The sequence below is a fragment of the Pseudomonas sp. TCU-HL1 genome (assembly GCF_001708505.1).
Lineage (GTDB): Bacteria > Pseudomonadota > Gammaproteobacteria > Pseudomonadales > Pseudomonadaceae > Metapseudomonas.
On record NZ_CP015992.1, the window covers coordinates 5,464,475 to 5,490,521 of the forward strand.

Consider the following 26,047-nt stretch of genomic DNA (forward strand, 5'->3'; position numbering starts at 1 on the left):
TATTGGCCCAACTGCTATGCGCAGAACGAAAGAAGAAGCAGAGAAAACCCGAGGCGCGATCCTCGAAGCCGCCGAACACCTGTTCCTGGAAAACGGCGTGGCGCACACGTCCCTGGAACAGATCGCCCGAGCCGCCGGCGTGACCCGCGGCGCCGTCTACTGGCATTTCCAGAACAAAGCACACCTGTTCCACGAGATGCTGTCCCAGGTGCGCCTGCCCCAGGAACAGATGATCGACCGCCTGTGCGGCTGCAATGATCAGGACCCGATGCTGTCCCTGCGCGACCTTTGCCTGGAGGCCATCGTCAATCTGGCGCGGGATGAGCAACGCCAGCGCATTTTCAACATCCTGCTGCACCGCTGTGAATTCACTGAAGAACTGCGCGAAGCCGAAGAGCGCCATTACGCCTTCGTCGACCAGTTCATCCAGCTCTGCGAAAACCTCTTCGCCCGCCCCGCCTGCCTCGAGCGGCTGCGCCCGGGCATCACGCCGTTGCAGGCGTCCCGGGCTGTTCACGGCCTGGTTGTCGGGCTGTTCAGCGACTGGACCCGCGACCCGAAGCTGTTCGATCCGCTGCGGGATGCCGAACCCATGGTGAACGCGCTGTTCCGGGGGCTGGTGAAGGATTGGGATTGAAAACCGAGATGTGGGAGCGAATTCGTTCGCGAATGAATTCGCTCCCACCTCAGGGGGCCGGTTTCAAGCCGCCTCGGCCTGATAACCCTCTTCGCGAATGGCCTCCAACACCTGCTCTTCCGCCAGGCGGCTGGCGACACGAACCTCCCCGGCCGCCAGGTCCACCTGAACTTCGGCGGCCTGGTCACGGGCCTGCACAGCCTGGGTGATGGCGCGGACGCAATGCCCGCAGGACATGCCTTGAACCTTGAATACCTGCATGGTCGTTCTCCTGGTGAGTGAAATCGGCGTTCAGTCTCATCCTTGCCCCCATGGCAAGGTCAAGTGCTGCTCCTACACTGACTCTGTCCACCCTGCAGGAGTCTTTCGCCATGTACGGCCTCCGCCCGGCCCTGCTCGCACTCCTCCTCGCACCGCTACTGGCCCAGGCGCAGCCGCCGGTCGACTACGGCGTGCTGATCATTTCCCGCGAACGCCTGGAACTCGCCACCGCCTGTGACGTCGGCCTCTATCTGGAAAACCAGTTGGCCGCGCGCCTGGTGCAAGGCCAGGTGGTGTCCTTCAACCTGCCACCGGGCCCCTTGTCGATCCGGCTCAGCCTGCTCGGCCCGGGGCGCTGCAAACCGGGCATCGAGCAACTGCGCCACCAGACCATCACCCTGGTGGCCGGCGAGGTGCGCAAGTACCGTCTGGCGCAGAGCACGGAAGGCCTCTACCTGGTACCGACCACCGCCATGCAATGACTGCTTGACCTTTCCCTTGTGTCAAGGTTGATCCTTATGGCCAGTTAAGGAGGATTACCCATGACCCAGTCAATTTCCTTTGACCTGCCCATCTCAGGAATGACCTGCGCCAGCTGTGCGGGCCGCGTCGAGCGTGCGCTGGCCAAGGTGCCGGGCGTGCAACAGGCCAGCGTCAACCTGGCCACCGAGCAGGCCCGCATCCAGGCCCCCGGCGACAGCCTGTCGGCCCTGGTGGCGGCCGTGGAAGCCGCGGGCTACCAGGTTCCGGCCCAGCGCCTGGAACTGGCCATCGGCGGCATGACCTGCGCCAGCTGCGTGGGTCGCGTCGAACGCGCCCTGCGCAAGGTGCCGGGTGTCGCTGACGTGACAGTGAACCTGGCCAGCGAGCGCGCCCATCTGGAACTGTTCGGCCAGCCCGACAGCACCCGCCTGATCCAGGCCGTGGAGAACGCCGGCTACAGCGCCCGGCTGGTGGACGAAACCCGGCCTCCCGTGGATGACGCCGAAACCCGCCTGCGCCGTGAACGCTGGGCCGTGTTGCTGGCCCTCGCCCTGGCCCTGCCACTGGTCGTCCCCATGCTGCTGGAAGCGTTCGGCCGGCACTGGATGCTGCCCACCTGGGTGCAATTCGCCCTGGCGACGCCCGTGCAATTCATCCTCGGCGCACGCTTCTACCGCGCGGCCTGGAAGGCAGTGAAAGCCGGCGCCGGGAACATGGACCTGCTGGTGGCCATCGGCACCAGCGCCGGTTACGGCCTCAGCGTCTACCAATGGTGGGCCACACAGCCCGGCCAGATGCCGCATTTGTATTTCGAGGCCTCGGCCGTGGTGATCGCCCTGGTATTGCTGGGCAAGTATCTGGAAAGCCGCGCCAAACGCCAGACCAGCTCGGCCATCCGCGCGCTGGAGGCCCTGCGCCCGGAACGCGCCACCCGCCTTGTGGACGGTCGCGAGGAAGACGTCGCCATCAGCGCACTCCAGCTGGGTGATCTGCTGGTGGTGAAGCCCGGCGAGCGCTTCCCGGCCGACGGCGAGGTGAACGATGGACAGAGCCACGCCGACGAAGCCCTGATCAGCGGCGAAAGCCTGCCGGTGCCCAAGCAGCCCGGCGACCGGGTAACGGCTGGCGCCATCAACGGCGAAGGCCGGTTGCTGGTGCGCACCACGGCGCTCGGCGGCGAGACCGTGCTGGCCCGCATCATCCGCCTGGTGGAGGACGCCCAGGCAGCCAAGGCGCCGATCCAGAAACTGGTGGACCGGGTCAGCCAGGTGTTCGTCCCGGCAGTGCTGCTGATCGCGTTCGCCACCCTGGTCGGTTGGCTGCTGGCCGGCGCCGGCATTGAAACCGCGCTGATCAATGCCGTGGCCGTACTGGTCATCGCCTGCCCTTGCGCCCTGGGCCTGGCCACGCCGACCGCGATCATGGCAGGCACCGGCGTGGCAGCGCGCCACGGCATCCTGATCAAGGACGCCGAAGCGCTGGAAGTCGCCCACGCGGTGCAGGCGGTAGCGTTCGACAAGACCGGCACCCTGACCTCCGGCAGCCCACGCATCGCCCACCTGGCGGCAGTGAATGGCAACGAGGACGAACTGCTGCAGCTGGCCGGTGCCCTGCAGCGCGGTAGTGAACACCCACTGGCCAAGGCCGTGCTGGACGCCTGCGCCGAACGCCACCTCGAAGCCCCGGCGGTGGACGCCAGCCAGGCCCTGGCCGGGCGCGGCATCCAGGGGCGGGTGGACGGTCGCCTGCTGGCCCTCGGTAATCGTCGATTGCTGGACGAGCAGAATCTCCCGGCCGGTGACCTGGCCAATCGCGCCAAGGCGTGGGAAGCCGAAGGCCGTACCCTTTCCTGGCTGCTGGAGCTGGAACCCGAGCGCCGCGTGCTGGGCCTCTTCGCCTTTGGCGACACGCTGAAAGACGGTGCCGCGGACGCAGTCGCTGCACTGCGCGGACGGGATATCCACAGCCACCTGATCACCGGCGACAACCGCGGCAGCGCAGGGGTGGTCGCCGAGGCGCTGGGCATCGCGTCGGTACACGCCGAAGTGCTGCCGGCGGACAAGGCCGCCACCGTCGCCGCGCTCAAGGCCAGCGGCCAGGTGGTCGCCATGGTCGGCGACGGCATCAACGACGCCCCAGCCCTGGCCGCCGCCGACGTCGGCATCGCCATGGGCGGTGGTACCGACGTGGCCATGCACGCCGCCGGCATCACCCTGATGCGCGGCGACCCGCGCCTGGTGCCGGCGGCCCTGGATATCTCCCGTCGCACCTATGCGAAGATCCGCCAGAACCTGTTCTGGGCCTTCATCTACAACCTGATCGGCATCCCCCTGGCCGCCGCCGGCCTGCTCAACCCCGTAGTGGCGGGCGCGGCCATGGCCCTGTCCAGCGTCAGCGTGGTGAGCAACGCGCTGCTGCTGAAGACCTGGAAACCGGACGAATGAGGAGCAACGCATGAACATCGGCCAAGCCGCAAAGAAGAGCGGGCTGACCGCGAAGATGATCCGCTACTACGAAGGCATCGGCCTGCTGCCGGAGGCCGGGCGTACCGACAACGGTTATCGCCAGTACAGCAGCCAGGACCTGCACAGCCTGGCCTTCATCAAGCGTTCGCGGGACCTGGGCTTCTCATTGGAGGAAGTCGGCCGGCTGCTGGAGCTCTGGCAGGACCACCAGCGCGCCAGTGCCGACGTGAAATCCCTGGCGCTTGGGCATATCGAGTCACTGAACCGCAAGATCGCCGAACTTGCCAGCCTGCGCGACACCCTGCAGGAACTGGTGGATCACTGCCAGGGCGACCATCGCCCCGACTGCCCGATCCTCAAGGGCCTGGAGTCAGGCGGCTGTTGCCACTGACGACGCGGTCGAGTGCGCCCTTGGGCAGCACGGTGACCGCCAGGCCGACGACCACCAGCACACAGGCCAGCCAGCCCGCCGTGCTGAGCTGCTCGCCCAGCAGGAGCCAGCCGGACAGCAGGCCCGATACCGGCACCGCCAGGGCGAAGGGCGTCACCAGGCTGGCCGGGTAGCGCTGCAACAGGAAGCTCCACAAACCGAAGCCCACGGTGGTGGCCAGGAACGCGATATACACCAGCGCGCCGATGCCGCCCCAGCTCGGATGACTCAGGGCAGCCGCGATGGCTTCCGGACCTTCGAACACGTACGACAGCACCAGCAAGGGCAACGGCGGAATCAGGCTCACCCAGCAGATCAGCCGCAGCATGTCCTTGGCCCCGCTGCGCTTGGTGGCGATATTGGCAAAGGCCCAGGCCAGTGCGGCGGCGATGACCAGCATGAAGGCCAGCAGGCTGTCGCCCAGCGGCCGGCCAAGGCCGATCAGCACCAGCCCCAATGCCGCCAGCAACAGCCCCAGCAAGCCACGGCGACTGGGCCGCTCGCCAAGGAACAGGGCGGCGATCAGGATGGTGAAGAACACTTGGCTCTGCAGCACCAGCGAAGACAAGCCTGCCGGCATTCCCAGGTGCATGCCAACGAAGAGCAGCCCGAACTTGATCACCCCGAGCAACAGGCCGATCTGCACGATGCGCCAGAACGGCGCCGGCATGGGGCCGCGCAGGAACAGCAGCGGCAGGGCTGCCAGTGCAAAGCGCAAGGCGCAGAACAGCAGCGGCGGGAAGTCTTCCAGACCGACCTTGATCACCACGAAATTGACGCCCCAGATCAGGGTGACCAGCAGGGCCAGGAGAATGTGCGGGAGAGGCATGGCAGGGGCTCCGGGAGTTCAGACACACGCTAGCAGCCAGGCGGGCGGATGTAAGGACACAGATGGATGGGAAAACTGTGGGGTCTGTATGGGGATATCCGCGTGTGCCCGACCTCCCTCACCCCCGGCCCCCGCCCTGCGCCCCGGCCACAACGCTTCGCGTTCTGGCGCTCACAGGCATCGGAAGCAGTGCTTCCTAAAACGTGCCTGATTCGCCCCAAAGGTAGAGGGGTGACTCACGCCAGCAACTCCGTGCTTACCGGTGACGCCTTACCCTGTAGGAGCGAATTCATTCGCGAAAGGCGGCGGAACGACACCCAAACAAAAAGGGCCGCAAGCGGCCCTCTCGTTCAATCCACGACCATCACGCCTGGGATTGCAGGTAATTCTGCAGGCCAACACGGTCGATCAAGCCGAGCTGCTGCTCCAGCCAGTAGGCATGGTCTTCCTCGGTGTCCTTGAGCTGGGCGGCGAGGATGTCGCGGCTCGTGTAGTCCTTGTGCTTCTCACACAGGGTGATGCCCTTGCTCAGCGCGGCACGCACTTCGTACTCCAGCTTGAGGTCGGCGCGCAGCATGTCCGGCACGGTGTGGCCCGGATGGATGGTCTTCGGGCGCATGTCCGGAGTGGCTTCCAGGAAGAGGATGCGCTGCAGCAAGGCGTCGGCGTGCTGGGTTTCTTCTTCCATCTCGTGATTGATGCGTTCGAACAGCTTGTTGAAGCCCCAGTCCTGGTACATCCGCGAATGCAGGAAGTACTGGTCCCGGGCGGCCAGTTCGCCACGCAACAGGTCCTTGAGGTATTCCACCACTTCGGCTTGGCCTTGCATCTGCCCATCTCCTGAAAAAAAGCAATGAGCAAGGATCGTGCGCCGATCCGATCAGGTCAAGTCGGCCTCAGCCTTGCATCCACGGTGGCGTCGGTTCCTCCCGCCCGACTGGCGCGTCCTGCTCGGCCAGGGCAGCCTGGCGGCGAGCCTCGTCGGCCAGGGCGGCCTTGATTTCACGCATCACGGCATCCAGGTCGGCGGAATCCTCGGACTCGGCGAACTCGCCGGTGAGCGGGGTTTCCGGGGTCAGTTTGCCTTCCTCGAACAGCGCCCACATTTCCTTCGCATAGCGGGTGTACGTCAGTTCAGGAGCGAACTGCCCAAAATAGGCGGACATGTTGCCGACATCACGCTCGAGCATGCGGAAAGCATGGTTGTTGCCCGCGGCATCCACCGCCTGGGGCAGGTCGATGATCACCGGGCCGTAAGGGTCGAGGAGAACGTTGAACTCGGACAAGTCGCCATGGATCAGGCCCGCGCAGAGCATCTTGACGATCTCGCTGATCATGAACCCATGGAATTCGCGGGCATCCTCGGGCGTCAGGTCGACATCGTTGAGGCGCGGTGCGGCATCGCCCTCGCCGTCGCCGACCAGTTCCATCAACAGCACGCCATCGAGGAAGTCGTAAGGCTTGGGCACCCGAACCCCGGCATTGGCGAGGCGGAACAGCGCGGCCACCTCGGCGTTCTGCCAGGCATCTTCACGCTCGCGGCGGCCGTACTTCGAGCCCTTGGCCATGGCCCGGGCATCGCGGCTGTTGCGAACCTTGCGCCCCTCCTGGTACTCGGCGGCCTGGCGGAAGCCACGCTTGTTGGCCTCCTTGTAGACCTTGGCGCAACGCAGCTCACTGCCACAGCGAACCACATAGACGGAGGCTTCCTTGCCGCTCATCAGCGGGCGCAGGACTTCATCGATCAGGCCATCTTCCAGCAGTGGCTCAAGGCGTTTCGGGGTTTTCATGCGGGTGTAACGGGTCGCCTGTAAAGAATGGGAACACTGGGCCGACGTTATACGGCATGCCCTCGCTCACGGCTATCCACGACGCGATAGACCGTGACGCAAGGCTTCGATGGCGTAGCGTACTTTGGCCGGCAGGGCATCGCGGCGCGGGGTGACGATATAGAGTCCGACCGGCGGCAATTGCCACTCCGGCAACAGCGCCAACAGGCGGCCGCTGGCCAGTTCTTCGCGAACTTCCGGTTCCGGCTGCAACGACAGGCCCATGCCTGACAGGGTGAAGCTGCGCACGCCAAGGATGTTGTTGCAGCCCACCCGGCACTCCAGGCGCAAGCGCTGCTGTTCCCCGTCGGGACCGGTGAAGGTCAGTTGATGCTGCTGGCGCTCGCCGTTGAGGCTGATCCAGTCCAGCGCGAGCAACTGCTCGGGGCGGCGGATCGGCCCGCTGCGAGCCAGATAAGCCGGTGCGCAGCAGAGCACCGCCGGCCAGTCGGCGAGGTGTCGTGCCACCAGGCTGGAATCTTCCTGGCGACCGACGCGAATGGCCAGGTCGATGCGCTGCTCCACCAGGTCGATCTGCTCGTCATGGAAGAACAACTGCAGGCTCAGCCCGGGATGGGCCTCCAGCAGCGGAGCCAGGGCCTCGGTCAGCATGCCGGTGGAGAAGCCCACCGGCGCGGCAATCCGCAGTTCGCCCACCGGCGCATCGCGTAGCTCGGCCAGGCGCTGCTCGGCCTGCTGCGCCAACGCCAGCACCTGGGCGCAGCTCTTGTAGAACACCGCGCCCGCCTCGGTCAGGGTCAGCTTGCGGGTCGTGCGGTGCAGCAGGCTGACCTGGGTTTCCTCCTCCAGCTTGCGAATCTGCTGGCTGACCGCCGAAGCCGTCATGCCCAGCACCTCGGCCGCCCCCACCATGCTGCCGCGCTCCACCACCGTGGCGAACACCGCCATGCGCTTGAGCTGCTCCATTCGTAAGCTCCGCTTAATTGTTAAAGCACCTGATGGCACTTTTTCCGCCTATTATCCAGCAGCGATTATGCAGCACCTCGCAACCCACCTTGGAGATGCACATGAACATCGCCCTGATCGGCGCCACCGGATTCGTCGGCGCCGCCGTACTGACCGAAGCCCTGCAGCGCGGCCACCAGGTGACCGCCATCGTTCGCCATCCGGAAAAGCTGCCGCAACACACCCTCCTCACCGCCGTGAAAGGCGACGCCTATGACGCTGCGGCCATCGCCCAGGCCGTGGCCGGGCATGACGCGGTGGTGCACGCCTTCAACCCGGGCTGGGGCGAGGCGAAGATTCGCGAGCTGTTCATCAAGGGCACACGGGCCATCTTCGCCGGTGTCAGGCAGGCAGGCATCAGGCGCCTGCTGGTGGTGGGCGGCGCGGGCAGCCTGTACGTCGCGCCCAACCTGCAACTGATCGACACGCCCGACTTCCCAGCCGAGTACAAGGAAGGCGCCGAAGGCGCGCGCCAGGCGCTCAACCTGATCCGCGAAGAAAGCAGCCTGGACTGGAGTTTCATTTCCCCGCCCGCGTTGTTGCAGCCTGGCGAGCGCACCGGCCGCTTCCGCGTCGGCGGCGACCAGCTACTGATGGACGGCGAGCACCCGGCCCGCATCTCGGTGGCGGACCTGGCCGTGGCGATCATCGACGAGCTGGAACAGCCCCAACACATCCGCCAACGTTTCACCGTCGGCTACTGAGGAGACTGCCCATGACCCTGAGCGCATCCGCCCACGTCGCCACCCCTACCCCCGCACGCTACATCACCCGCCTGTGCAAGCACTTCGCCCACCGGGTTCCCGTCAGCTACGACGACGTGCAGGGCCGCATCGAGTTCGACCTCGGCCTCGGCCTGCTGCGCGCCGAAGGCGACGGCCTGACCCTGGCCGTGGAAGGCCAGACTCCGGAGGGCCTGGAACGCCTGAAAGATATCGTCGGCAGCCACTTCGTCCGCGTGGCGTGGCAGGAGGAGCTGACACTCGAGTGGCGATGACCACGGGGCACCTGCCTGTAGGTTGGTCTGAGCTCGGCGAAGCCCAACAGTCCCAGCGCCTTCGTTGGGTTTCGCTTCGCTCTAGCGGAACGCCGCCCGCACCAATCTACGAACTGAACCTATACAGCTCCCCTACCCCGCCCGGAACAGCTCCCCCGGCGTCACCCCGAACAACCCCTTGAAGGCCGCAATGAAGGCCGACGGTGATTCGTACCCGCTCGCCAGGGCCACCTCGGTGACGCTGGTACCGCCCTCCAGGGGCTGCAAGGCGGCGAGCAGGCGCAGGCGTTGACGCCACTGCCGGAAACTCAGCCCGGTTTCCCGCTGGAAGGCACGGGTCAGGGTCTTTTCCGACGTGTTCAGCCGCGCCGCCCACTCCCCCAGGCCGTGGCCCAGGTCAGGCTGCGCCACCAGCGCGCTGCACAGCCGCAACAGGCGTGCCTCCGCCGGCATCGGCAACGAGAACCCGGCCTCGGGCAGGGCCCGGAGCTGGTCCAGCAGCACCGCCACCAGCCGCGTCTCGGGGCCTTCAGCCTCGGGGTATTCCACCGGCAGCTCACAGAACGCCTTGATCAGCTCCCGCGCCAGCGGCGTCACCTCCAGCACCCGGCAACGCTCCGGTGCCCAGTCGCTGGCATCGCGGCGCACATAGAGGCTGCGCATTTCGGCGTTCATCGAGGTCACCACCTCGTGCTCCAGCCCGGAGGGCACCCAGATCGCCCAATGCGGCGGTGCGTAGTAGCTGCCCTCAGCCGTATGCACCCCCAGCACGCCGCTGATGGCGTAGGAGAGCTGCACCCAGTCGTGGCTGTGGCGGGCGGTCCAGGAACCGGCGCGCAGGCTTTCGGCACGGGCATAAAGGGGGCGCGGCAACTGCTCGAGCCGGGGAATCTGGCGCTGCAGATCATGTTGTCCGTTTGGCGACATCTGTTGATCCCATGTCGTTAGACGGTCGGATTCTGCGCCCGCTAGTCTCCGGCCTCAAGTTCGCACAAGAAACGGAGGCCCCATGTCGGCACTCAAACCCCTGAAACGCCTGGTCACCGACTGGTTCCTCGGCGGCATGCTCCTGGCGGTCACCCTGGCCTGCCTGTTCCCCAACGTCGGCAAGCACGGCGGTACCCTGCATGCCGGCAGCCTGATCAACGCCGGGGTCTTCCTGGTGTTCTTCCTCCACGGCATCAACCTCTCCACCGAGCAGATCCGCAAGGGCCTGGGCAACTGGCGCCTGCATGTGATGGTGCAACTCTTCACCTTCGCCATCTTCCCGCTGCTCTGGCTGGCGGCTGACAAACTTCTGGGCACGCAGATCCCGCCGATGCTGATGCTCGGCTTCTTCTACCTCTGTGCCCTGCCCTCGACCATTTCGTCCTCCGTGGCACTGACCGGCAGCGCTGGCGGTAACGTGCCGGCGGCCATTCTCAATGCGAGCCTGTCGAGCCTGCTGGGGGTATTCCTGACGCCTTGGCTGATCAGCCTGGTGGCCGACGCCAACGGCGGCATCGACCTCGGTGAGACGCTGCTCGACCTCAGCCTGCTGCTGCTACTGCCGCTGGTACTGGGCCAGGCGCTGCGCCCGCTGTGGGGCCGGTTCTTCACCCGCTACAAGCGATACACCGGGGTGTTCGACAAGCTGGTGATCCTGCTGCTGGTGTTCGCCTCCTTCAGCGACTCGGTGGCCGGCGGCGTCTGGCAGCAGCAAGGCCCGGAAACCCTGGTGCTGGCCTTCGTCGGTTGCGCCCTGCTGCTGGCCCTGATGCTCTGGCTGACCACCCGTTCGGCGCGCAGCCTCGGCTTCAACCATGAAGACGAAATCGCCGCAGTGTTCTGCGCCACCAAGAAATCCCTGGCTGCCGGCGCGCCCATGGCCGCCATCATCTTCGGCGCCAGCCCCGCCCTGGGCCTGATCCTGCTGCCGATCATGCTCTACCACCAGATGCAGCTGATCGTCTGCGCGGTGATGGCCGAGCGCCACTCCCTTCGCGGCCACGCCCTGGCAGCCGGCACCGCCTCAGGCATTCCCCCCACCCCCAACGGGCGGTGAGGGTTGCCCCCATTCTTGAGTCCGAATCCCCACTCGCTTCCCTCGCAAACGCCCCATCCCGCCCAAAAAGTCCGCCCCAGAGCGTCTTCACACTTGTGGCACAGCCATTGCTCAAGCTGTGTTGCAACGGTGAAACACCCGGTGCAGGCCGGGACGGCTGCATGCGTCCGAACGCAATCGTGCGATAGGGAGGTTCATTCGAATGACTGACTCCAGGCTGCTGTACGAACCCGAGCAGAGCGTTAACGAGTTGCTGTTTCCCGAAGAGGGCCTTGAAGCCGCCTTCAAGAACAGACTGCCGCCCAGGGCCGACCTCAAGGAGCCGCCCCAGGCGCCCTGGATCGAGTACGTGGCCGGCCAGTGGGTGGTGGTCAAGCACCGCCGGGATGTGCCGAAGGAAAGGCGCGGCTTCCACGCCATGCGCAAACACATCGACAAGTTGCTGGACCAGGGCTGGAGCATCACTGGCCGCGACCCGGTGCGCCTGGAGCGCCACCAGTGGGTGAAGATCGTCAAAGGTGGCGCGCTGATCGATGGCTGAGGGCTTCCGCCTGGCCGCTGCCCGCCGCAGATACGGAGCGCCGCGCGCGACCGGACAAAAAAAAGGTTCTTCGCGGATTCTGGGGAAAGAGCGAGTTGACAGTCAGGAAAGTGGGTAGATTGGCAGTCGCCAAACGAACCAACCCCCACTCCCTGCTGCCGCCGTGCATCCTATTGATCTTGCTGCTTTCTGGCCAGGCTACGCGGTCGTCGCCTGTCGCCAAGCCACTCACGACACCCTGCTAATCAGTCTTGAGCCCCTGGCCGAGCACTTACCGATTTGCAGCCGGTGTGCCAAGCCCAGTCCGTTGATCCACGAGCGGCGAATTCGTCAGGTGCGTGACCGTGACCTGCTGGATCAGCGTGTGCTGCTCCAACTGCCGGTGCGCCGCGTCGACTGCCTGGATTGTGGGCGGGTGACCGAACGGATTGACTGGTTGGAGCCAGCCTCCCGCCTGACCCAGCGCTTGCGAGTCTGGCTCGAGGGCTTGCTGCAACTGTTGCCGATCAGCCACGTCAGCCGCCTCACCGGCCTGCACTGGCACACCCTCAAGACACTCGACAAGCGCCGCCTGGAAGCCTCGGTTGGCGCGTTTGAGCCAGGCGAGGTGCGTCGGCTGGTGATGGACGAGTTCGCCCTGCACAAAGGCCATCGCTACGCCACGGTGATCATGGATGCCGAGCGCACGCGGGTGCTGTGGGTGGGGCACGGCAACAGCCGTGAGGCGATCCGCCCGTTCTTCGAATTACTCGGCGAGCACTGCCAGCAGATTGAGGCGGTGGCCATGGACATGAACACCGCTTTCGACCTGGAAGTGCGGCAGCACTGCCCGCAGGCCGAAGTGGTATACGACCTGTTTCATGTGGTGGCGCGCTACGGTCGTGACGTGATCGACCGTATCCGGGTCGACCAAGCCAACCTCCTGCGCGAAGACAAACCGGCGCGCAAGGTGGTCAAGCAAAGCCGCTGGCTGTTGCTGCGCAATCGCGAAAACCTCAAGGACGGACAGGCCGTGCAGTTGCAGGAGCTCCTCGACGCCAACCAGCCATTGGCTACTGTCTATGTGCTCAAGGATGCTCTGAAGGAAGTCTGGTACGCCCCCTGCGTGCGGGAAGGCTGGCGGCGCTGGCGGGCCTGGCTGCGACATGCCCAGGAAAGCGGCCTCGCACCGCTACAGCGCTTTGCGCGCAACCTGCGCAAATACGCTCGGGGCATCCTCGCCAGTGCTCGCTTCCCCATGCACACCAGTGTTCTGGAGGGGGTGAACAACCGCATCAAGGTGATCAAACGCATGGCCTATGGCTTCCGGGACTCGGCCTACTTCTTCCTGAAAATCAAGGCCGCCTTCCCCGGGAAAGCGCGATGAACCAAAAAAAAGGGCGGCCCCGACATTGCGGGCCGCCCTAAATCACGGAGTTGCTTACATCGCGTGGCCGCGATGACTTGCAGCCACGGGTATTGGATTACTTTTCCAGGATCGCGGTCACACCTTGTCCGCCGGCCGCGCAAATCGAGATGAGCCCGCGCCCCTCTCCGGCCACCGACAGCAGCTTGGCCAGGTTGGCGACAATGCGCCCCCCGGTGGCGGCGAAGGGGTGGCCGGCGGCCAGGGAGCTGCCCTTGACGTTCATCCGGCTGCGCTCGATGGCCCCCAGCGGCTTGTCCAGGCCGAGGCGAGTCTTGCAGTAGTCGGCGTCCTCCCAGGCCTTGAGGGTGCAGAGCACCTGGGCAGCGAAGGCTTCGTGGATCTCGTAGTAGTCGAAGTCCTGCAGGCACAGGTTGTTGCGTGCGAGCAGGCGCGGCACTGCATAGGCCGGCGCCATCAGCAACCCCTCTTCGCCGCTGACGAAATCCACCGCCGCCGCTTCGCCGTCCTTGAAGTAGGCGAGGATCGGCAGCCCGCGCGCCCTGGCCCAGTCCTCGCTGGCCAGCAACACCACCGAAGCGCCATCGGTGAGCGGCGTGGAGTTGGCCGCCGTCAGCGTGCCGCGCGGGCCAGGCTCGAACACCGGCTTCAGGCTCGCCAGCTTCTCGGCATTGATGTCCGGGCGCAGGTTCTGGTCGCGGTTCAGGCCACGGAAAGGGCTCATCAGGTCGTTCTGCCAGCCTTCGGCATAGGCCGCGGCCAGCTTCTGGTGGCTGGCGATGGCGAGCTGGTCCTGCTCGTCGCGGGGGATGGCCCAGGTCTGCGCCATCAGCTCGCAGTGCTCGCCCATGGACAGCCCCGTGCGCGGCTCGCCATTGCGCGGAATGTGCGGCGCCAGGTGGCGCGGGCGCACCTTCAACAGGCTCTTGATCTTGTCGCCGGTGGTCTTGCCGCGATTGGCTTCCAGCAGGATCTTGCGCAGCTCCTCATGCACGCCGATGGGCGCGTCGGACGTAGTGTCCACGCCGCCGGCGATGCCGCTGTCGATCTGCCCCAGGGCGATCTTGTTGGCCACCAGTATCGCCGCCTCCAGGCCGGTGCCGCAGGCCTGCTGGATGTCATAGGCCGGGGTTTCCGGGGCCAGACGCGAGCCCAGCACGCACTCGCGCGCCAGGTTGAAGTCGCGGGAATGCTTGAGCACCGCGCCCGCAGCGAACTCGCCAACCCGCACGCCGTGGAGGTTGAAGCGCTCCACCAGCCCTTCGAGGGCGCTGGTCAGCATGTCCTGGTTGCTCGCCGTGGCGTAGACGGTGTTGGAGCGGGCGAAGGGGATGCGGTTGCCGCCGACGATGGCGACCCGGCGAAGCTGGGCCATGGTGACTCCTTGCGGGTGAGGGTTGGCAGGTTGCAGTGTCGGGTACAAGACTAGACGCCTGGATTGGCCGCCTTGCCGGCCGACGGGTCAGCGCGGTCAATTGCGCGAAACCTGCGCCTGCGTAGAGTGGACTCACTTTCGATTGACCAGCCGGAGCGCTACCCCATGAACGACCGTTACCTCGCTTTCGCCAACTCCGACACCGGTCGGCGCCTGGTTGGGGCCCTCGGGCTGCCGGCGCCGGTGCGCCTGGAGCGCTGGATGGCGGGCCGCGCACGGCCGGTGGAGGGTGCCCTGCTGCTGGGCGGCTCCGGTCCCCTGGCCGAGGCCGCCAGCGCCGTCCTTCACAAGCTCACCGACCAGAACTTCGCCGATCAGGACGACCGCTTCGGCCTGCCGCGCTGGACCGCCGAGCACGGTCCGAAGCTCAAGGCGCTGATATTCGACGCCAGCCACATCACCCGTTTCGAGCAACTGATCGAACTGCGCGACTTCTTCCAGCCGACCATCAAGGGCCTGGGCACGTGCCCGAAGGTGGTCGTCCTGGCCCGCGCGCCGGAATCCACCAAGGACCTGGTGGCCGCCAGCGTGCAGCGTTCCCTGGAAGGCTTCACCCGCTCCCTGGGCAAGGAAATCCGCCGGGGCGGCACTGTGCAGCTGATTTACGTGGGCAAGGGTGCGGAAGATCAGCTTGAGGGCGCTTTGCGCTTCTTCCTCTCGCCCAAGAGCGCCTACGTCTCGGCCCAGGTGCTGCGCCTGACGGCCTGCGCCGAGAACGTGCAGGACTGGACCCGCCCGCTGGCCGGCAAGCGCGCCCTGGTCACCGGCGCCTCGCGCGGCATCGGTGCCGCCATCGCGGAAACCCTGGCCCGCGACGGCGCCGATGTGGTGCTGCTGGACGTGCCCCAGGCCAGGGACGCCCTCGACGGCCTCGCCGCGCGCTTGGGCGGCCGCGGCGTGGCCATGGACATCACCGCCGAGGACGCCGCCAGCCAACTGGTGGAGGCGCTGAGCGAAGGCGTGGACATCCTGGTGCACAATGCCGGCATCACCCGCGACAAGACGCTCGCCAAGATGAGCGACGACTTCTGGAACTCGGTGATCAACGTCAACCTGCGCGCCCCCCAGGTACTCACCCAGGCCCTGCTGGACGCCGGCAAGCTGCACGACAACGGCCGCGTGGTGCTGATCGCCTCCATCAGCGGCATCGCCGGCAACTTGGGCCAGACCAACTACGCAGTAAGCAAGGCCGGGGTGATCGGCCTGGCGCAGAACTGGGCGCCGCTGCTGGGCAAGCGTGGCATCAGCATCAACGCCGTGGCACCGGGCTTCATCGAAACCCAGATGACTGCCGCCATCCCCTTCACCATCCGCGAAGCCGGCCGGCGCATGAACGCCATGAACCAGGGCGGCCTGCCCCAGGACGTGGCCGAAGCCGTGGCGTGGTTCGCCCAACCCGGCTCCGGCGCCTTGACCGGCCAAGTGATGCGGGTGTGCGGGCAGAGTTTGCTGGGGGCTTGAGATGGCACCTCTGTGGGGGCGAATTTATTCGCCAAGCAGGCCGAAGGTCTGCCGTAGGTTGGTGCAGAGCGAAGCGAAGCCCAACATGGCCATGCCCCGATCCTGACTGACTGATGGGTATCGCTTCGCTCCACGCCATCCTACGGGTTCGGCAGGCGCATTGTGGGGGCCGCTGCGCTGTCCATCGCGATTGAAATCGCTCCCACAGGTATGCGTTTTCAGCCCTTGCCCTTGCGCCGGAACTCCACCGGCGTCTCCCCCATCCAGCGCTTGAACGCCCGGTAGAACGTGCTGGGCTCGGAGAAGCCCGTGCGCTCGACGATCACCTCGATGCGCTCGTCGGTCTTCAGCAGCAGCTCCTTGGCCAGCCGGCAGCGGTAGTCGGTGACCAGGTCGTTGAAACGCACGCCGGCCATGGCCAGGCGCTCGCGCAGGCGACGAGCCGGCATGTTCAGGCGGGCCGCCACCTGCTCCAGGGTCGCGCCACCATCCACCAGCAGTTCGCCGATCAGCTCACGCACCTGGCGTACCAGGTCCAGGCGTTCCACTTCGGCCAATTGCCGACGGGCCAGGGACTCATGCATGCGCAACAGGTCCGGCGCGGCATGGCGCGAGGGCTTGTCCAGCACGTCCGCATCGAAAATCAGCGCATAGCGGTTGGCGCCCAGGGTTGCCGGGCAGCCATAGACCGCCTGGTAACGCTCGGCGGGCGCGCCTTCGGCATGCATCAGCTGCACTTCATGGGGTTTGAACTGGCCCTCGGTCAGGGCATGGAACAAGCGGATTACCGCGCCGGCGAGCATTTCCGGGAAGTGCCGGCTGCTGCCTGAGTGCTGGCCGAAGGAAAGCACGGCGCGCTCGCCCTCCACGTCCAGCTTCGCGCTCAGGGTGTCGGAGAGCAGTCGCACATAGCGCAGGGCGTGGTGCAGCCCCTCGCCAAAGGTGCCGCTGGAAAGGAACAGGTACTCGAGCAGCAGTCCGTGGAACGCCGGCAAGTGTCCGGCCAGATAGAGGCCCACATGCTCCTCGCCACACTCGGCGGCGGCGGCCTTCCAGAACTGGCCTTGCGCGGCATGGGGGAAACGACCTGCGGGCAGTCCGCCAGGCGGCAGGCCCACACGAACCAGAACCTTGTCCGGGTCGGTGCCACTGGCACGCAGGGCGTCGATCACCGGGCGCATCAGCGCCACATCGTCGGTCAGATCACGCATCATTGTCAGGGATTTCTTATTGTCTGCGAGGCGCGGCCATCTTATGCAGCTTTGCCGCCGGCACTCAAGGCTCCACGATTGACTGCCCTGCCGCAGTCCCGGGACGGTCGGCCAATGCACGCCCGACGCCGGTGGCTATGCTGAGCCCCATTCGCCTCAAGGAGATCCCGCATGGCCACCGAATGGCTCGACCTGTCCGCTCCCCCCGCCCTTCCCGGCCTGTTCGCCCGCGCGGCCGTGCGCCGTGGCGCACGCGGCAAGGCCTTGCCCGAGCTGGGCATCCGCTGCCCGGTGAGTGTCGACCCCGGCCATCTGGCGCGCTACCGGAGTGTCTGCGGCTTCAGTGACAAGGGCCTGCTGCCGGCGACCTACCCCCATATCCTCGCCTTCCCGCTGCAGATGCGCCTGCTCACCGACCCGCGCTTCCCCCTCCCCCTGCTGGGCCTGGTGCACCTGGAAAACCGCATCCGCGTGCTGCGCCCCCTCGGCGGCCTCGGCCCCTTCACGGCCAGCGTGCAGGTGGAGAACCTGCAGCCCCACGAGAAGGGCGCCACCTTCAGCCTGATTACTCGCCTGGAGGACCAGCTCGGCCTGGTCTGGGAAGGTGACAGCCGTATCCTGTTCCGTGGTCTTCGCCTGCCCGGCGGGCCTGAACCTCGCGCCGTCGTGGAGAGCCTGCCGCTGGAGCATCTGGACCAGTGGTACGCCGACGCCAACATCGGCCGGCGCTACGCCCGCGTGGCCGGCGACTACAACCCCATTCACCTTTCAGCGGCCAGCGCCAGGCTGTTCGGCTTCCCCCGCGCCATCGCCCATGGGCTGTGGAACAAGGCCCGCTGCCTGGCCGCCCTGGAAATCCACCTCCCCGCCGCCGGCTACGAGCTGGACGTGCGCTTCCAGAAGCCCGTGCTGCTGCCTGGCGAAGTCACCCTGTACGCCAGCGCCGCCGCGCCGGAAGGCCAGCTTGCCTTGCGCGGCAAGGGCGACACCCCGCACATGGCCGGAAGCTGGCGCCCACTCGCCTGACCCTTGCACCGGCGGGCGGGCGGCGGGACCATTAGCGGCTCCAAGGAGAGCCCCATGAACCTCGACGAAATCACTGCCCGCCTGCATGCCATCCGCGACCACAACGACTGGCGGCAATTCCACAGTCCAAAGAACCTGGCCATGGCCGCCAGCGTGGAAATGGCCGAGCTGGTGGAAATCTTCCAGTGGCTGACCGAAGAGCAGTCGCACCAGTTGCCCCCCGAAAAACTCGCCCACGCGGGCCAGGAAGTGGGCGACATCGTTCTCTACCTCCTGCTGCTCTGCGCAGAACTTGGCCTGGACATGGACGCCGTGGTGCGCGCCAAGCTCGCCGACAGCGAAAGGCGCTTCACATGAGCGACCGCCACTTCGATGAACTGGCGACCCGTTTCGCCGAAAAGATCTATGGCGGCGCCAAGGGCGCCATCCGACTCGCGGTACTCCAGGCCGACCTGGCCGAAGTCCTGCCCGACCGTCCGTTGCGCGTCCTGGATGTCGGCGCCGGCCTGGGCCACATGGCCCTCTGGCTGGCCGAGCGCGGTCACCAGGTGACCCTCGCCGAACCGGCTGACCCCATGCTCGAAGGCGCCCGCCAGCGCTTCGCCGAAGCCGGCCAGGCAGCCACCTTCATCCAGGCGCCCTGGCAGGACCTCCTCGGCCAGCTCACCGAGCCCTACGACCTGGTGCTCTGCCACGCCGTGCTGGAGTGGCTGGCCGACCCGCACGCTATCCTGCCCGTCCTGCACCAGCTCACCGCCGAGGACGGGCTGCTGTCGCTGGCCTTCTACAACAAGGACGCACTGATCTACCGCAACCTGCTCAAAGGCCATTTCCGCAAGCTGCGCAAGCACAAGTTCGCCGGTGAGGGGCAGAGCCTGACCCCGCAGCAACCGCTGGACCCGCGCGACCTGGCGGCGCAACTCCAAGGCCACTGGCAGGTCGAAAAGCAGAGCGGCGTGCGGGTATTCCACGACTACATGCCCCAGGAGTTCCAGGCCAAGGCCGAGCTGGTGGACCTGCTGGAAATGGAACTCGCCTACCGCCGCCACCCCAGCTACCAGGGACTTGGCCGCTATCTGCACTGGATCTGTCGGCCGCTCTGAACGGAGGCCCCATGAAACTGCCCGCCCTGCTCGCCGTCGCACTGCTGCTTGGCGCCTGCCAGAGCCCCAACCCGTACACGGCCGAATCCCGCCCGCTGCCGCCCGCCCCGCCGGGCGCGGCGACCGCCTTCGACAGCAGCGCCTACCCCGCGCCACCGCGCGATTTCGGCCGCTACCGCAGCTGGACCTGGCTCGACGGCCAGATGCCCGCCGGCAACAACTGGGCAACCCCCGAACAGATGGCCGACATGGTCAACGCAGGCCTCGACCAGCACGGCCTGCGCCAGGCCCGCAGCCCTGGCCAGGCCGACCTCAAGGTGAGCGCCAGCCTGCGCTACGAACGGCGCCTGCGGCAGTACGACGACTACGGCGGCGCCTACTACGGCAGCGGACCCTGGCGCGACCAATACGGCGCCTGGGCCACCGTGCCCGTCGTGCGCACCTACGAAGAACAAGTAGCGGTGGTTTACCTGCAGCTCTATGACGCCCGCGACAACCAACCAGTGTGGAGCGGCAGCGGCGAAACCTATGCCAACGGCGAGCGCTCCGATGGCGCGGCGGCGCTGCGGCAGGCGGTGAAAGAAGCCCTGGACGACTATCCGCCGTATTGAAGTCCCAGACGGGTCCAACATCCCTCACCCCCACCCCATCTCTCTCTGGGAGAGGGGGTGGGGGTGAGGGCAAAACGCCCCGCGCAAATGCCCCAAGAATCCCCTTGCCGACCGCTCTGGCTTGCGCTTGGATAGGACATCCGGCAGAGGAGATTCAACCATGATCCGCCGCACGCTACTCCTGTCCACCGCCCTGTTCCTGGCCGCCTGCCAGAGCTACGACGTGACCCGCGACTACGACCGTACCCGCGACTTCGGCGCCTACCGCAGCTGGAGCTGGAAGGAACCTGCCCTGCAGTACCGCCCGGACGATCCGCGTATCAAGAGCGACCTCACCGAGCAACGCATCCGCGAGGCCGTTGGCCAGCAGCTCGACCAGCGCGGCCTGCGCCCGGCCGCCAACGGCAAGGCCGACCTTAACGTCCAGTCCTGGCTGATCGTCGACGAACGCCAGCAGCAGACCAGCTACAACTACGGCGGCTACTGGGGCGGCTATTGGGGAGGCGGCTACATGGGCGGCCCGGCCTATACCGAAACCCGCACCTACAACTACAAGGTGGCCACCATCCAGGTGGACCTCTACGACGGCAAGGACGGCAAACTGGTCTGGCGCGGCAGCGCCGAACAGGTCATGCAAAGCGCGCCGCCGAGCCCCGCCGAGCGTGAAGCCGCCATCCGCGAAACGGTCGCCAAGGTGATCGCCCAATACCCGCCGCACTGAGGACCCCATGCCCGTCTTGAATGCCCATTTGCAACACCGCCCCGCCAGTGCCGAAGACCTCCACGAAGTCGTCCGCTTCCCCCAGGATGCGGACGAGCTCTTCTTCGCCTACCCCAAGGCGAGCTGGCCGCTCACCGTGGGCCAACTCGCCGCCGCCATGGCCGAACGCCGCGGCAGCACCGTCGCCCTGCTGGACGGCAAGGTCGCAGGCTTCGCCAACTTCTACCAATGGCAACACGGCGACTCCTGCGCCCTGGGCAACATGATGGTGGCGCCCTGGGCACGCGGCCAGGGCGTGGCCCGGTACCTGATCGAAGCGATGGAGCACCAGGCCCGCACGCAGTACAAGGCCAAAGTGATGAAGGTGTCCTGCTTCAACGCCAACGCTGGCGGCCTGCTGCTCTACACCCACCTCGGCTACCAGCCGCGCGCCATCGTCGAACGCCAGGCCCAGGACGGCCGCCGCGTCGCTCTGGTGCAGATGGACAAACCCCTCATGGATTGAGCCGGTCGGCACCTTGCAACCACGCCGCACATCCCGCCACTAAACTTATCCACAAGGCACCGATTCGCACCGGTGCCGGGTGGGGAGCGGGAGGCTCCTCCTTGTGTGCCGGCACCGCAGGCTTACCGGGAGCGACAAGCCAGCGCCTGGCAGGAGGTGTCCCATGACCATGATCACCCAGCTGCAAAACAGCCTGATGCAACACCAGACCCGCTTCGACGTGCTCAACCACGCCGCCTCCATGACCACCCGCGAAGCCGCCCGCCGCGCCGGCGTGCCGCCACAGCAGATGGCCAAGCCCGTAATCCTCGACGACTTCCAGGGCCACTGGCTGATGGCCGTGGTACCTGCCTCGCGCCATGTCGACCTGGAAAAAGTCCGCAGACTCACCCACCGCCACTGGCGCCTGGTCCACGAACGGGACTTCGGCCAACGCTTCGCCAACTGCGACGTCGGCGCCATTCCCGCCGTCGGCAACCTCTTCGGCCTGGACACCCTGGTTGACCAGTCGCTCACCGAACAGCCGGACATCTACTTCGAATCCGGCCGCCACGACGAACTCGTGCACATGAGCGGCACGCAGTACATGGCACTGATGCCCGACGCGAAAAAAGGGAAGTTTTGCGAGTAGCTGCACAAGGTGAAGCAAATTTGGTGGGGGCGATTTCAATCGCCAAACAGGCCGAAGGCCTGCCCTTAGCCCCAATGAAAAATGCCCCGCATTGCGGGGCATTTTCCAAATAACCGTAAGTCGTGAGATCCGGGCCGGCTTCTCCCCTTACAGCTCAAGCCATCATGGCTTGTACTGGCTCTGCGCGACGCACCACTTGCTGGCCGGGTTTTTCGACTGGGTGCAGGAGTTGCGAAACACCACCTGGGCGTGCTTCTGGCAGTTGCGGAACTGCGAAGAACCTTTCTCGTTCTTGCTGCAGACAGTGTCCAGGGCAATGGCGCCGTTGCGCTCCTGCCAGTTCAGGAAGTAGTTGTTACTTTCCTGCTTGGCCTTGGCCGCAGGGGTGGCGGCGAATGAAACGCTTGCCATGAGAACCAGCGCGCTACCCAGTGCGAATCGGATGGTCATATCAACTCCTAATAGACGCTTGTGCGTAAGTGCACCTTCTAGGAGGCGCTATTTCTGATGCGGAATCGCCCAACTCGGCGAAAGAGCCTTTTCCCGGGTGAACTGCTGCGCATAGTGCTGAGCGCCCCTAGACGCCGCAAGGCCCCGAAGCCCAGTTGGTATGACCGTCCGTCGTCATGTCCTCAAGGTGTGCCGCGACTGCGGAATCGGACATGCCATTTCGGGAAAGTTCGTGCCAGTAAAGATCCACGTTCGTAGAACGTGGACTTGTGTTTGCCCCCTATAAGGGGGCCATCCTCACACGCAGCACCCAGCTGACCTCCGCCACCGTGCCCAACAGTAGGGTGCGCCATGCGCACCGCGGCGATGGTGGCGACTCCGAGTCTGTCTCCCGGTGCGCGCGGCGCACCCTTGTATCTCGACTACCACCCTCTCAAGGGGTGATAGTCCCCGACTGATCATCGGGGGAGAGCCAGGAAGCCGTGTCCACCCTTAGGCCTCGAGCCCGACCCGTAGATAGTGCCCTGGCCCTCCACACTCACTCAGATAGCTCGAACGGTATCTAGAGCCCACTTCAAGTGAGAGCTCGCATTCACAAGGCCGGGCCGGGTGCAGTGATGATCACTCTGGATGGATTGAGGAGGTTGCATGTCCAGCATCGTCGGCATTGACATTGCCAAGCACAGTTTCGATATCGCCACCCTGCAGGCCAACGGCAAGTACCGCAGCAAGGCCAAGCTGATCAACGCCGCAGAGGGCTTTCAGGTGTTGCAGGAGTGGTTGAACAAGCACAGCGAACCTGGGGCCTGGATCGTGATGGAGGCGACGGGTACCTACCACGAGGCGCTGGCTGAGCACTTTTACGCGCTGGGCTACCGGATTTGCGTGATGAATCCTGCGCAGATTGCCTATTACGCGCGAAGCCAGTTGCAACGGGTCAAGACGGATCAGGTCGACGCCAAGCTGATTGCCAGCTACGGCGAGCACCATCAAGATGAGCTGCGCGCCTGGCAACCCGAGCCTGCCGCGATCCGCCGTCTGCGTGCCCTGGTGCGGCGCCTGCAGGATCTCAAGGAGATCGAGCAGATGGAGCGCAATCGTCTGGGGGTGGCCGATGCCAGCGTGCAAGAGTCGATTCACTCAGTGCTGCAGCGTGTCGAAGAGCAGATTGCCGAGACCCTGAAAACCATCCGCGACCATATCGATGATGATCCAGACCTGCGGGGTAAACGCGATCTGCTGACCAGCATCGATGGTATCGGCGAGCAGACTGCCGCCCTGCTCCTGGCGGAACTGGGTGATCCGCTGCAGTTCGAGAGCGCGCGAGCGATCACTGCCTTTGCCGGGCTGAATCCGAAGCTACAGGATTCGGGTAAGCATAAAGGGCACGTACGCATTTCCCGTGTGGGCTCAGCGCGGCTACGCGCGGGCCTGTACATGCCGGCGATCACCTCGATGACCCACAACCCCGCGATCAATGCCCTGGCACAGCGCCTGCGCGCCCGCGGTAAGGCCGGAAAGCAGATCGTCTGCGCGGCCATGCGCAAGCTGTTGCATATCGCCTATGGCGTACTGAAATCCGGCCAGCCATTCGATGCCCAACTGGCCCTTGCCCGGGGCTAAACAAGACGGTATCTACGGGACTGGCAGCATCCTGCTGGTTCGCTGACTCGAATCGTCACAGGCAAAGCCGGTGACTCATCACCACGTCCTCAGGCCGTGGTTTCCCAAGTTCAAATGAACTCGACACTTCTTCGACACCTTGGCCAAGCCGGGGACGAGGAATGCGCTGAGAGCCCCGTGAACCGGGGCCTCCAGCGAGGGGTTTGGCGGAAGGCAGTGGGAGTCGAACCCACCCAGGAACGGCTGCCGTCCCCCACCGGGTTTGAAGCCCGGCCACGCCACCGGGCGTGCTTGCCTTCCATGTTGATTTATAAGGCTTTTTCCCTGCCGTCTTGCTCTGCAAGCGGGGAGGTGTCGATGAACTGTCGAGAATCTCTGGCTTGGCCGTATTCACAGACGTACTGGAGTGTCCCGGCGCCAGGTGAGCGTAGCGCATGCTCATCGACAACGAAGAGTACCCCAAGAGCCGAAGGTTTATGGAAGTAGCTTGCGCGACATTTCATCAATGATGATCGAAACAATACTTCGCAACGCTCTCATCTCCCCTGGGAATGTTTGTCTGACCTCGGGCTGCAACTTGGCAATCTCTTCGTTTTCACGTTGCACCTGGTCAATCAACTCCGGAGCACCTTTCCATACTGCCGTAACCAACTGGTTGACCAGCGTTCTCGCAGTGGTCGGTTTGATGGCAAGTATCCCGGCCGCCTCGACGAGCAGTTCCGGGCTCATACGCTCCAAGCGATCTTCACCCGCAATTGGCCAGGCCATGGTCACTGCCCCCGGCCAATGGTCCTTGCCAAAAGCCTTGGTGGTCCAGACGGCAGTACTCAGCAGATCATAGAAGGGTGCCAGCTCCAGCCCCCGAGGACTCATGAGAAAGCTCAGGTTTTTCAGATGGGCATCGGTGTTGCCAAGCAGGACGTTGAACGTCAGCCATTGGAAAAGTTGGAGTCTGGCCCTGGCCGGAATGCGGCACATCGCGCTCAACTCACGCAGGCGCTCAACACTGCCCGCGTGGTACTTGGTCGATCTATCAAGATTGAGGGCCTGGCAGGCATCCACGCAGTGAAGCCTTGTCCACCCGGTAGCGGTAAGAGTCCTATCGAACCGCTCGACCAGATAGACCGGCATGGGAATGTATTTTCGGGTCACGGCCGGAACAGGCAGGCCCACCTTCCTGGCGAGCGACATCACGAACCATTCGTTGATCACCGAATGCGCAAAGTCCTCGCTCGGGTGATCCGGCTTGAGGATGTGTGTCGAGGGCTCGTTACCGCCTGGTTCCCGAAACTGATCATCCTCGAAGCGGAGTGCGACTTTGTGTTGCGCCCCCGCCAGAGACATTCTCTTGAGGGACTGCTCGGCCAAAGGAATATGAGGCATTTCCCGTATGCGCTCGGCCATCGCATTAAACGAGAGCGCTCGCAGCTCGCCTTGCGCGGGAACCTGATCGGGAGGCAGCAAGGTGATGGACCCGGCCGACTCGGCACCGAAGTGCTGCAGCATCCCAAATGCATCCTCAACACCGACGCCGGCACTTGAGGCAATGAGCAGGCGTTGCCCCTCTTCCGGGAGCAGGTTGTCGAAGAACCACTGAACGGGGCGCTCGCTTGCACCGTCAACGTAGGGTTCTGCCTCCAGCGGCAAACTCGGGCTGATGGCGTAGGCGTCTCGATTGCTCAACCAGTCCTGGGTGTAGATGAACGTCCATAAGCCGTTGCTTTCCGCCAGCACTCCGACCTGGTCGAAGTTGATCCAGACGTACAGTTGGCGATTCATCAGCGTGCCTTGTCGTCAGGCTGGGTGTTCAAGGACTTCTCAATGGCGAACAGCAGACGGTCCAGATCATCGGAGCCGGGATTGCTCTTGCCGGAATGAGCCGCCGCGGCCTTGTTGAATGCGCGAACGATCTGAGCTTTCGCCTCCCCGGCAATCTCATCGGGAACCTCCACCGACACTTTCAACCCCAGCTCTTGCATGACCTGGAAGAGCAGCCCCCACTGCACGGTTTCACCACCGCGCTCGACTTTTCCGAGGAAGTTTTCGCTTACGCCAATAACGCCAGCGGCCACGTCCTGGCGCATGGTCATAGCCTTTCGGCAGGCCCGAATGAGTTGGCCCAGGGCTTTAGGAGAATCGATTGGCACGTTCACTGAAAATCCCCACGCTCATAAGGAAAATCGAGCGATTTTGAGCTAGGCGAAAAATCCACATGATCGCGAGGATTGCATCAATCAGAGTGCATAGCCATTCGTAATCCTCACGACCGCAAGGATTATAGCCATGGAACAGACCAAGCTGAAAAAATCCTCACAAGTGGAAGGATTCCTCGCGGTGGTGAGATTTCCGCCCGCTGATTCCGAATCGATTCATTACGTGTTTCCTTGCCGTCCTACTCAGCACGTGGGGAGGTGTCGAAGAA

General features: G+C 65.1%; 29 protein-coding genes and 1 tRNA gene. 18 read left to right on the forward strand and 12 right to left on the reverse strand.

Annotated features, from left to right (window positions below):
* Positions 1-16: 16 nt before the first annotated feature.
* A complete protein-coding gene (locus THL1_RS25090) occupies positions 17-637 on the forward strand; it encodes a TetR family transcriptional regulator (protein ID WP_069085772.1) in 621 nt (206 codons plus the stop codon).
* Positions 638-700: 63 nt separating this feature from the next.
* Here the strand turns inward: THL1_RS25090 and THL1_RS25095 are convergent, their stop codons facing one another.
* Positions 701-898, reverse strand: coding sequence for a heavy-metal-associated domain-containing protein (locus tag THL1_RS25095; RefSeq protein ID WP_069085773.1), 198 nt, complete (start codon positions 896-898; stop codon positions 701-703).
* 110 nt (positions 899-1,008) lie between these two features.
* Here THL1_RS25095 and THL1_RS25100 point away from each other — a divergent pair, with 110 nt between their 5' ends.
* The 3 genes from THL1_RS25100 to cueR are packed head-to-tail and all read left to right on the forward strand — an operon-like array spanning position 1,009 to position 4,237.
* Positions 1,009-1,380: a hypothetical protein gene (locus THL1_RS25100; protein WP_069085774.1), complete on the forward strand. Its 372-nt coding sequence runs from the start codon at positions 1,009-1,011 to the stop codon at positions 1,378-1,380.
* Positions 1,381-1,440: 60 nt separating this feature from the next.
* Positions 1,441-3,825: a heavy metal translocating P-type ATPase gene (locus THL1_RS25105; RefSeq protein WP_069085775.1), complete on the forward strand. Its 2,385-nt coding sequence runs from the start codon at positions 1,441-1,443 to the stop codon at positions 3,823-3,825.
* A 10-nt stretch (positions 3,826-3,835) separates the two neighbouring features.
* Positions 3,836-4,237 (forward strand): Cu(I)-responsive transcriptional regulator, encoded by a 402-nt coding sequence (gene cueR / locus THL1_RS25110; protein WP_069085776.1) that lies wholly within the window; start codon positions 3,836-3,838, stop codon positions 4,235-4,237.
* Here the strand turns inward: cueR and THL1_RS25115 are convergent.
* From THL1_RS25115 to THL1_RS25130, 4 genes are all read right to left on the reverse strand, one after another.
* On the reverse strand, positions 4,203-5,105 hold the full coding sequence (locus tag THL1_RS25115; RefSeq protein WP_069085777.1) for an EamA family transporter: 903 nt from the start codon (positions 5,103-5,105) through the stop codon (positions 4,203-4,205). The genes cueR and THL1_RS25115 overlap by 35 nt on opposite strands.
* Before the next feature lie 364 nt (positions 5,106-5,469).
* Entirely contained in the window at positions 5,470-5,934 is a 465-nt protein-coding gene (bfr, locus tag THL1_RS25120; RefSeq protein WP_069085778.1) for a bacterioferritin, read from the reverse strand.
* A gap of 67 nt (positions 5,935-6,001) precedes the next feature.
* Complete coding sequence (locus THL1_RS25125; RefSeq protein WP_069085779.1) at positions 6,002-6,895, reverse strand: PA4780 family RIO1-like protein kinase; 894 nt, start codon at positions 6,893-6,895, stop codon at positions 6,002-6,004.
* Between the two features lie 72 nt (positions 6,896-6,967).
* A complete protein-coding gene (locus THL1_RS25130; protein WP_069085780.1) occupies positions 6,968-7,861 on the reverse strand; it encodes a LysR family transcriptional regulator in 894 nt (297 codons plus the stop codon).
* Between the two features lie 101 nt (positions 7,862-7,962).
* Here THL1_RS25130 and THL1_RS25135 point away from each other — a divergent pair, with 101 nt between their 5' ends.
* Together THL1_RS25135 and THL1_RS25140 are read left to right on the forward strand one after the other, a co-directional pair.
* The gene (locus tag THL1_RS25135; protein ID WP_069085781.1) at positions 7,963-8,604 is read left to right on the forward strand and encodes an NAD(P)-dependent oxidoreductase; all 642 of its coding nucleotides are present in this window, start codon (positions 7,963-7,965) and stop codon (positions 8,602-8,604) included.
* A gap of 11 nt (positions 8,605-8,615) precedes the next feature.
* A complete protein-coding gene (locus tag THL1_RS25140) occupies positions 8,616-8,897 on the forward strand; it encodes a DUF2218 domain-containing protein (RefSeq protein ID WP_069085782.1) in 282 nt (93 codons plus the stop codon).
* A 132-nt stretch (positions 8,898-9,029) separates the two neighbouring features.
* Here the strand turns inward: THL1_RS25140 and THL1_RS25145 are convergent, their stop codons facing one another.
* Complete coding sequence (locus tag THL1_RS25145) at positions 9,030-9,824, reverse strand: AraC family transcriptional regulator (protein WP_069085783.1); 795 nt, start codon at positions 9,822-9,824, stop codon at positions 9,030-9,032.
* 82 nt (positions 9,825-9,906) lie between these two features.
* On the opposite strand from THL1_RS25145, the gene THL1_RS25150 reads away from it, so the two are divergent.
* From THL1_RS25150 to THL1_RS25160, 3 genes are all read left to right on the forward strand, one after another.
* On the forward strand, positions 9,907-10,941 hold the full coding sequence (locus tag THL1_RS25150) for a bile acid:sodium symporter family protein (protein ID WP_069085784.1): 1,035 nt from the start codon (positions 9,907-9,909) through the stop codon (positions 10,939-10,941).
* Between the two features lie 202 nt (positions 10,942-11,143).
* Complete coding sequence (locus THL1_RS25155; RefSeq protein WP_069085785.1) at positions 11,144-11,482, forward strand: hypothetical protein; 339 nt, start codon at positions 11,144-11,146, stop codon at positions 11,480-11,482.
* Positions 11,483-11,645: 163 nt separating this feature from the next.
* Positions 11,646-12,848, forward strand: a complete 1,203-nt coding sequence (locus THL1_RS25160; protein ID WP_145928262.1) for an ISL3 family transposase — start codon at positions 11,646-11,648, stop codon at positions 12,846-12,848.
* Between the two features lie 97 nt (positions 12,849-12,945).
* Here the strand turns inward: THL1_RS25160 and THL1_RS25165 are convergent, their stop codons facing one another.
* A complete protein-coding gene (locus tag THL1_RS25165) occupies positions 12,946-14,223 on the reverse strand; it encodes an acetyl-CoA C-acetyltransferase (RefSeq protein WP_069085786.1) in 1,278 nt (425 codons plus the stop codon).
* A gap of 165 nt (positions 14,224-14,388) precedes the next feature.
* On the opposite strand from THL1_RS25165, the gene THL1_RS25170 reads away from it, so the two are divergent.
* Positions 14,389-15,744, forward strand: a complete 1,356-nt coding sequence (locus THL1_RS25170) for a 3-oxoacyl-ACP reductase (protein ID WP_069085787.1) — start codon at positions 14,389-14,391, stop codon at positions 15,742-15,744.
* A gap of 218 nt (positions 15,745-15,962) precedes the next feature.
* Here the strand turns inward: THL1_RS25170 and THL1_RS25175 are convergent, their stop codons facing one another.
* Positions 15,963-16,955 (reverse strand): AraC family transcriptional regulator, encoded by a 993-nt coding sequence (locus THL1_RS25175; protein ID WP_069086630.1) that lies wholly within the window; start codon positions 16,953-16,955, stop codon positions 15,963-15,965.
* A 171-nt stretch (positions 16,956-17,126) separates the two neighbouring features.
* On the opposite strand from THL1_RS25175, the gene THL1_RS25180 reads away from it, so the two are divergent.
* The 7 genes from THL1_RS25180 to THL1_RS25210 all read left to right on the forward strand — a co-directional run bounded on the left by THL1_RS25180 (position 17,127) and on the right by THL1_RS25210 (position 21,552).
* Complete coding sequence (locus THL1_RS25180; protein WP_069085788.1) at positions 17,127-17,981, forward strand: MaoC family dehydratase; 855 nt, start codon at positions 17,127-17,129, stop codon at positions 17,979-17,981.
* 54 nt (positions 17,982-18,035) lie between these two features.
* Positions 18,036-18,338: a MazG-like family protein gene (locus THL1_RS25185; protein ID WP_069085789.1), complete on the forward strand. Its 303-nt coding sequence runs from the start codon at positions 18,036-18,038 to the stop codon at positions 18,336-18,338.
* Positions 18,335-19,084 (forward strand): methyltransferase domain-containing protein, encoded by a 750-nt coding sequence (locus THL1_RS25190; protein WP_069085790.1) that lies wholly within the window; start codon positions 18,335-18,337, stop codon positions 19,082-19,084. The genes THL1_RS25185 and THL1_RS25190 overlap by 4 nt, the downstream gene beginning before the upstream one ends.
* 11 nt (positions 19,085-19,095) lie before the next feature.
* On the forward strand, positions 19,096-19,695 hold the full coding sequence (locus THL1_RS25195) for a DUF4136 domain-containing protein (RefSeq protein ID WP_069085791.1): 600 nt from the start codon (positions 19,096-19,098) through the stop codon (positions 19,693-19,695).
* A 160-nt stretch (positions 19,696-19,855) separates the two neighbouring features.
* A complete protein-coding gene (locus tag THL1_RS25200) occupies positions 19,856-20,416 on the forward strand; it encodes a DUF4136 domain-containing protein (RefSeq protein WP_069085792.1) in 561 nt (186 codons plus the stop codon).
* Between the two features lie 7 nt (positions 20,417-20,423).
* Positions 20,424-20,921, forward strand: coding sequence for a GNAT family N-acetyltransferase (locus THL1_RS25205; protein ID WP_083246009.1), 498 nt, complete (start codon positions 20,424-20,426; stop codon positions 20,919-20,921).
* Between the two features lie 163 nt (positions 20,922-21,084).
* Positions 21,085-21,552 carry an aminoacyl-tRNA deacylase gene (locus THL1_RS25210; RefSeq protein ID WP_069085793.1) on the forward strand — a complete coding sequence of 156 codons (468 nt, stop codon included), beginning with the start codon at positions 21,085-21,087 and terminating at the stop codon, positions 21,550-21,552.
* A 162-nt stretch (positions 21,553-21,714) separates the two neighbouring features.
* Here THL1_RS25210 and THL1_RS25215 read toward each other — a convergent pair whose 3' ends face one another.
* The gene (locus THL1_RS25215) at positions 21,715-22,002 is read right to left on the reverse strand and encodes a hypothetical protein (protein WP_069085794.1); all 288 of its coding nucleotides are present in this window, start codon (positions 22,000-22,002) and stop codon (positions 21,715-21,717) included.
* Positions 22,003-22,650: 648 nt separating this feature from the next.
* Here THL1_RS25215 and THL1_RS25220 point away from each other — a divergent pair.
* Entirely contained in the window at positions 22,651-23,625 is a 975-nt protein-coding gene (locus THL1_RS25220) for an IS110 family transposase (RefSeq protein WP_069081544.1), read from the forward strand.
* A 204-nt stretch (positions 23,626-23,829) separates the two neighbouring features.
* Here THL1_RS25220 and THL1_RS25225 read toward each other — a convergent pair.
* From THL1_RS25225 to THL1_RS29305, 3 genes are all read right to left on the reverse strand, one after another.
* Positions 23,830-23,925, reverse strand: a tRNA-Sec gene (locus THL1_RS25225).
* A gap of 174 nt (positions 23,926-24,099) precedes the next feature.
* A complete protein-coding gene (locus THL1_RS25230) occupies positions 24,100-25,404 on the reverse strand; it encodes a HipA domain-containing protein (protein WP_069085795.1) in 1,305 nt (434 codons plus the stop codon).
* Positions 25,404-25,709: a transcriptional regulator gene (locus tag THL1_RS29305; protein WP_237234746.1), complete on the reverse strand. Its 306-nt coding sequence runs from the start codon at positions 25,707-25,709 to the stop codon at positions 25,404-25,406. The genes THL1_RS25230 and THL1_RS29305 overlap by 1 nt, the downstream gene beginning before the upstream one ends.
* Positions 25,710-26,047: the final 338 nt, after the last annotated feature.

Coding starts and splice junctions, on each gene's coding strand:
- cueR (WP_069085776.1), top strand. CDS start 3,836: ATGAACATCGGCCAAGCCGCAAAGAAGAGCGGGCTGACCGCGAAGATG.
- THL1_RS25125 (WP_069085779.1), bottom strand. CDS start 6,895: ATGAAAACCCCGAAACGCCTTGAGCCACTGCTGGAAGATGGCCTGATC.
- bfr (WP_069085778.1), bottom strand. CDS start 5,934: ATGCAAGGCCAAGCCGAAGTGGTGGAATACCTCAAGGACCTGTTGCGT.
- THL1_RS25195 (WP_069085791.1), top strand. CDS start 19,096: ATGAAACTGCCCGCCCTGCTCGCCGTCGCACTGCTGCTTGGCGCCTGC.
- THL1_RS29305 (WP_237234746.1), bottom strand. CDS start 25,709: ATGCGCCAGGACGTGGCCGCTGGCGTTATTGGCGTAAGCGAAAACTTC.
- THL1_RS25105 (WP_069085775.1), top strand. CDS start 1,441: ATGACCCAGTCAATTTCCTTTGACCTGCCCATCTCAGGAATGACCTGC.
- THL1_RS25220 (WP_069081544.1), top strand. CDS start 22,651: ATGTCCAGCATCGTCGGCATTGACATTGCCAAGCACAGTTTCGATATC.
- THL1_RS25100 (WP_069085774.1), top strand. CDS start 1,009: ATGTACGGCCTCCGCCCGGCCCTGCTCGCACTCCTCCTCGCACCGCTA.
- THL1_RS25115 (WP_069085777.1), bottom strand. CDS start 5,105: ATGCCTCTCCCGCACATTCTCCTGGCCCTGCTGGTCACCCTGATCTGG.
- THL1_RS25175 (WP_069086630.1), bottom strand. CDS start 16,955: ATGCGTGATCTGACCGACGATGTGGCGCTGATGCGCCCGGTGATCGAC.
- THL1_RS25180 (WP_069085788.1), top strand. CDS start 17,127: ATGGCCACCGAATGGCTCGACCTGTCCGCTCCCCCCGCCCTTCCCGGC.
- THL1_RS25230 (WP_069085795.1), bottom strand. CDS start 25,404: ATGAATCGCCAACTGTACGTCTGGATCAACTTCGACCAGGTCGGAGTG.
- THL1_RS25170 (WP_069085787.1), top strand. CDS start 14,389: ATGAACGACCGTTACCTCGCTTTCGCCAACTCCGACACCGGTCGGCGC.
- THL1_RS25135 (WP_069085781.1), top strand. CDS start 7,963: ATGAACATCGCCCTGATCGGCGCCACCGGATTCGTCGGCGCCGCCGTA.
- THL1_RS25200 (WP_069085792.1), top strand. CDS start 19,856: ATGATCCGCCGCACGCTACTCCTGTCCACCGCCCTGTTCCTGGCCGCC.
- THL1_RS25150 (WP_069085784.1), top strand. CDS start 9,907: ATGTCGGCACTCAAACCCCTGAAACGCCTGGTCACCGACTGGTTCCTC.
- THL1_RS25155 (WP_069085785.1), top strand. CDS start 11,144: ATGACTGACTCCAGGCTGCTGTACGAACCCGAGCAGAGCGTTAACGAG.
- THL1_RS25130 (WP_069085780.1), bottom strand. CDS start 7,861: ATGGAGCAGCTCAAGCGCATGGCGGTGTTCGCCACGGTGGTGGAGCGC.
- THL1_RS25190 (WP_069085790.1), top strand. CDS start 18,335: ATGAGCGACCGCCACTTCGATGAACTGGCGACCCGTTTCGCCGAAAAG.
- THL1_RS25090 (WP_069085772.1), top strand. CDS start 17: ATGCGCAGAACGAAAGAAGAAGCAGAGAAAACCCGAGGCGCGATCCTC.
- THL1_RS25210 (WP_069085793.1), top strand. CDS start 21,085: ATGACCATGATCACCCAGCTGCAAAACAGCCTGATGCAACACCAGACC.
- THL1_RS25145 (WP_069085783.1), bottom strand. CDS start 9,824: ATGTCGCCAAACGGACAACATGATCTGCAGCGCCAGATTCCCCGGCTC.
- THL1_RS25165 (WP_069085786.1), bottom strand. CDS start 14,223: ATGGCCCAGCTTCGCCGGGTCGCCATCGTCGGCGGCAACCGCATCCCC.
- THL1_RS25215 (WP_069085794.1), bottom strand. CDS start 22,002: ATGACCATCCGATTCGCACTGGGTAGCGCGCTGGTTCTCATGGCAAGC.
- THL1_RS25205 (WP_083246009.1), top strand. CDS start 20,424: ATGCCCGTCTTGAATGCCCATTTGCAACACCGCCCCGCCAGTGCCGAA.
- THL1_RS25140 (WP_069085782.1), top strand. CDS start 8,616: ATGACCCTGAGCGCATCCGCCCACGTCGCCACCCCTACCCCCGCACGC.
- THL1_RS25095 (WP_069085773.1), bottom strand. CDS start 898: ATGCAGGTATTCAAGGTTCAAGGCATGTCCTGCGGGCATTGCGTCCGC.
- THL1_RS25185 (WP_069085789.1), top strand. CDS start 18,036: ATGAACCTCGACGAAATCACTGCCCGCCTGCATGCCATCCGCGACCAC.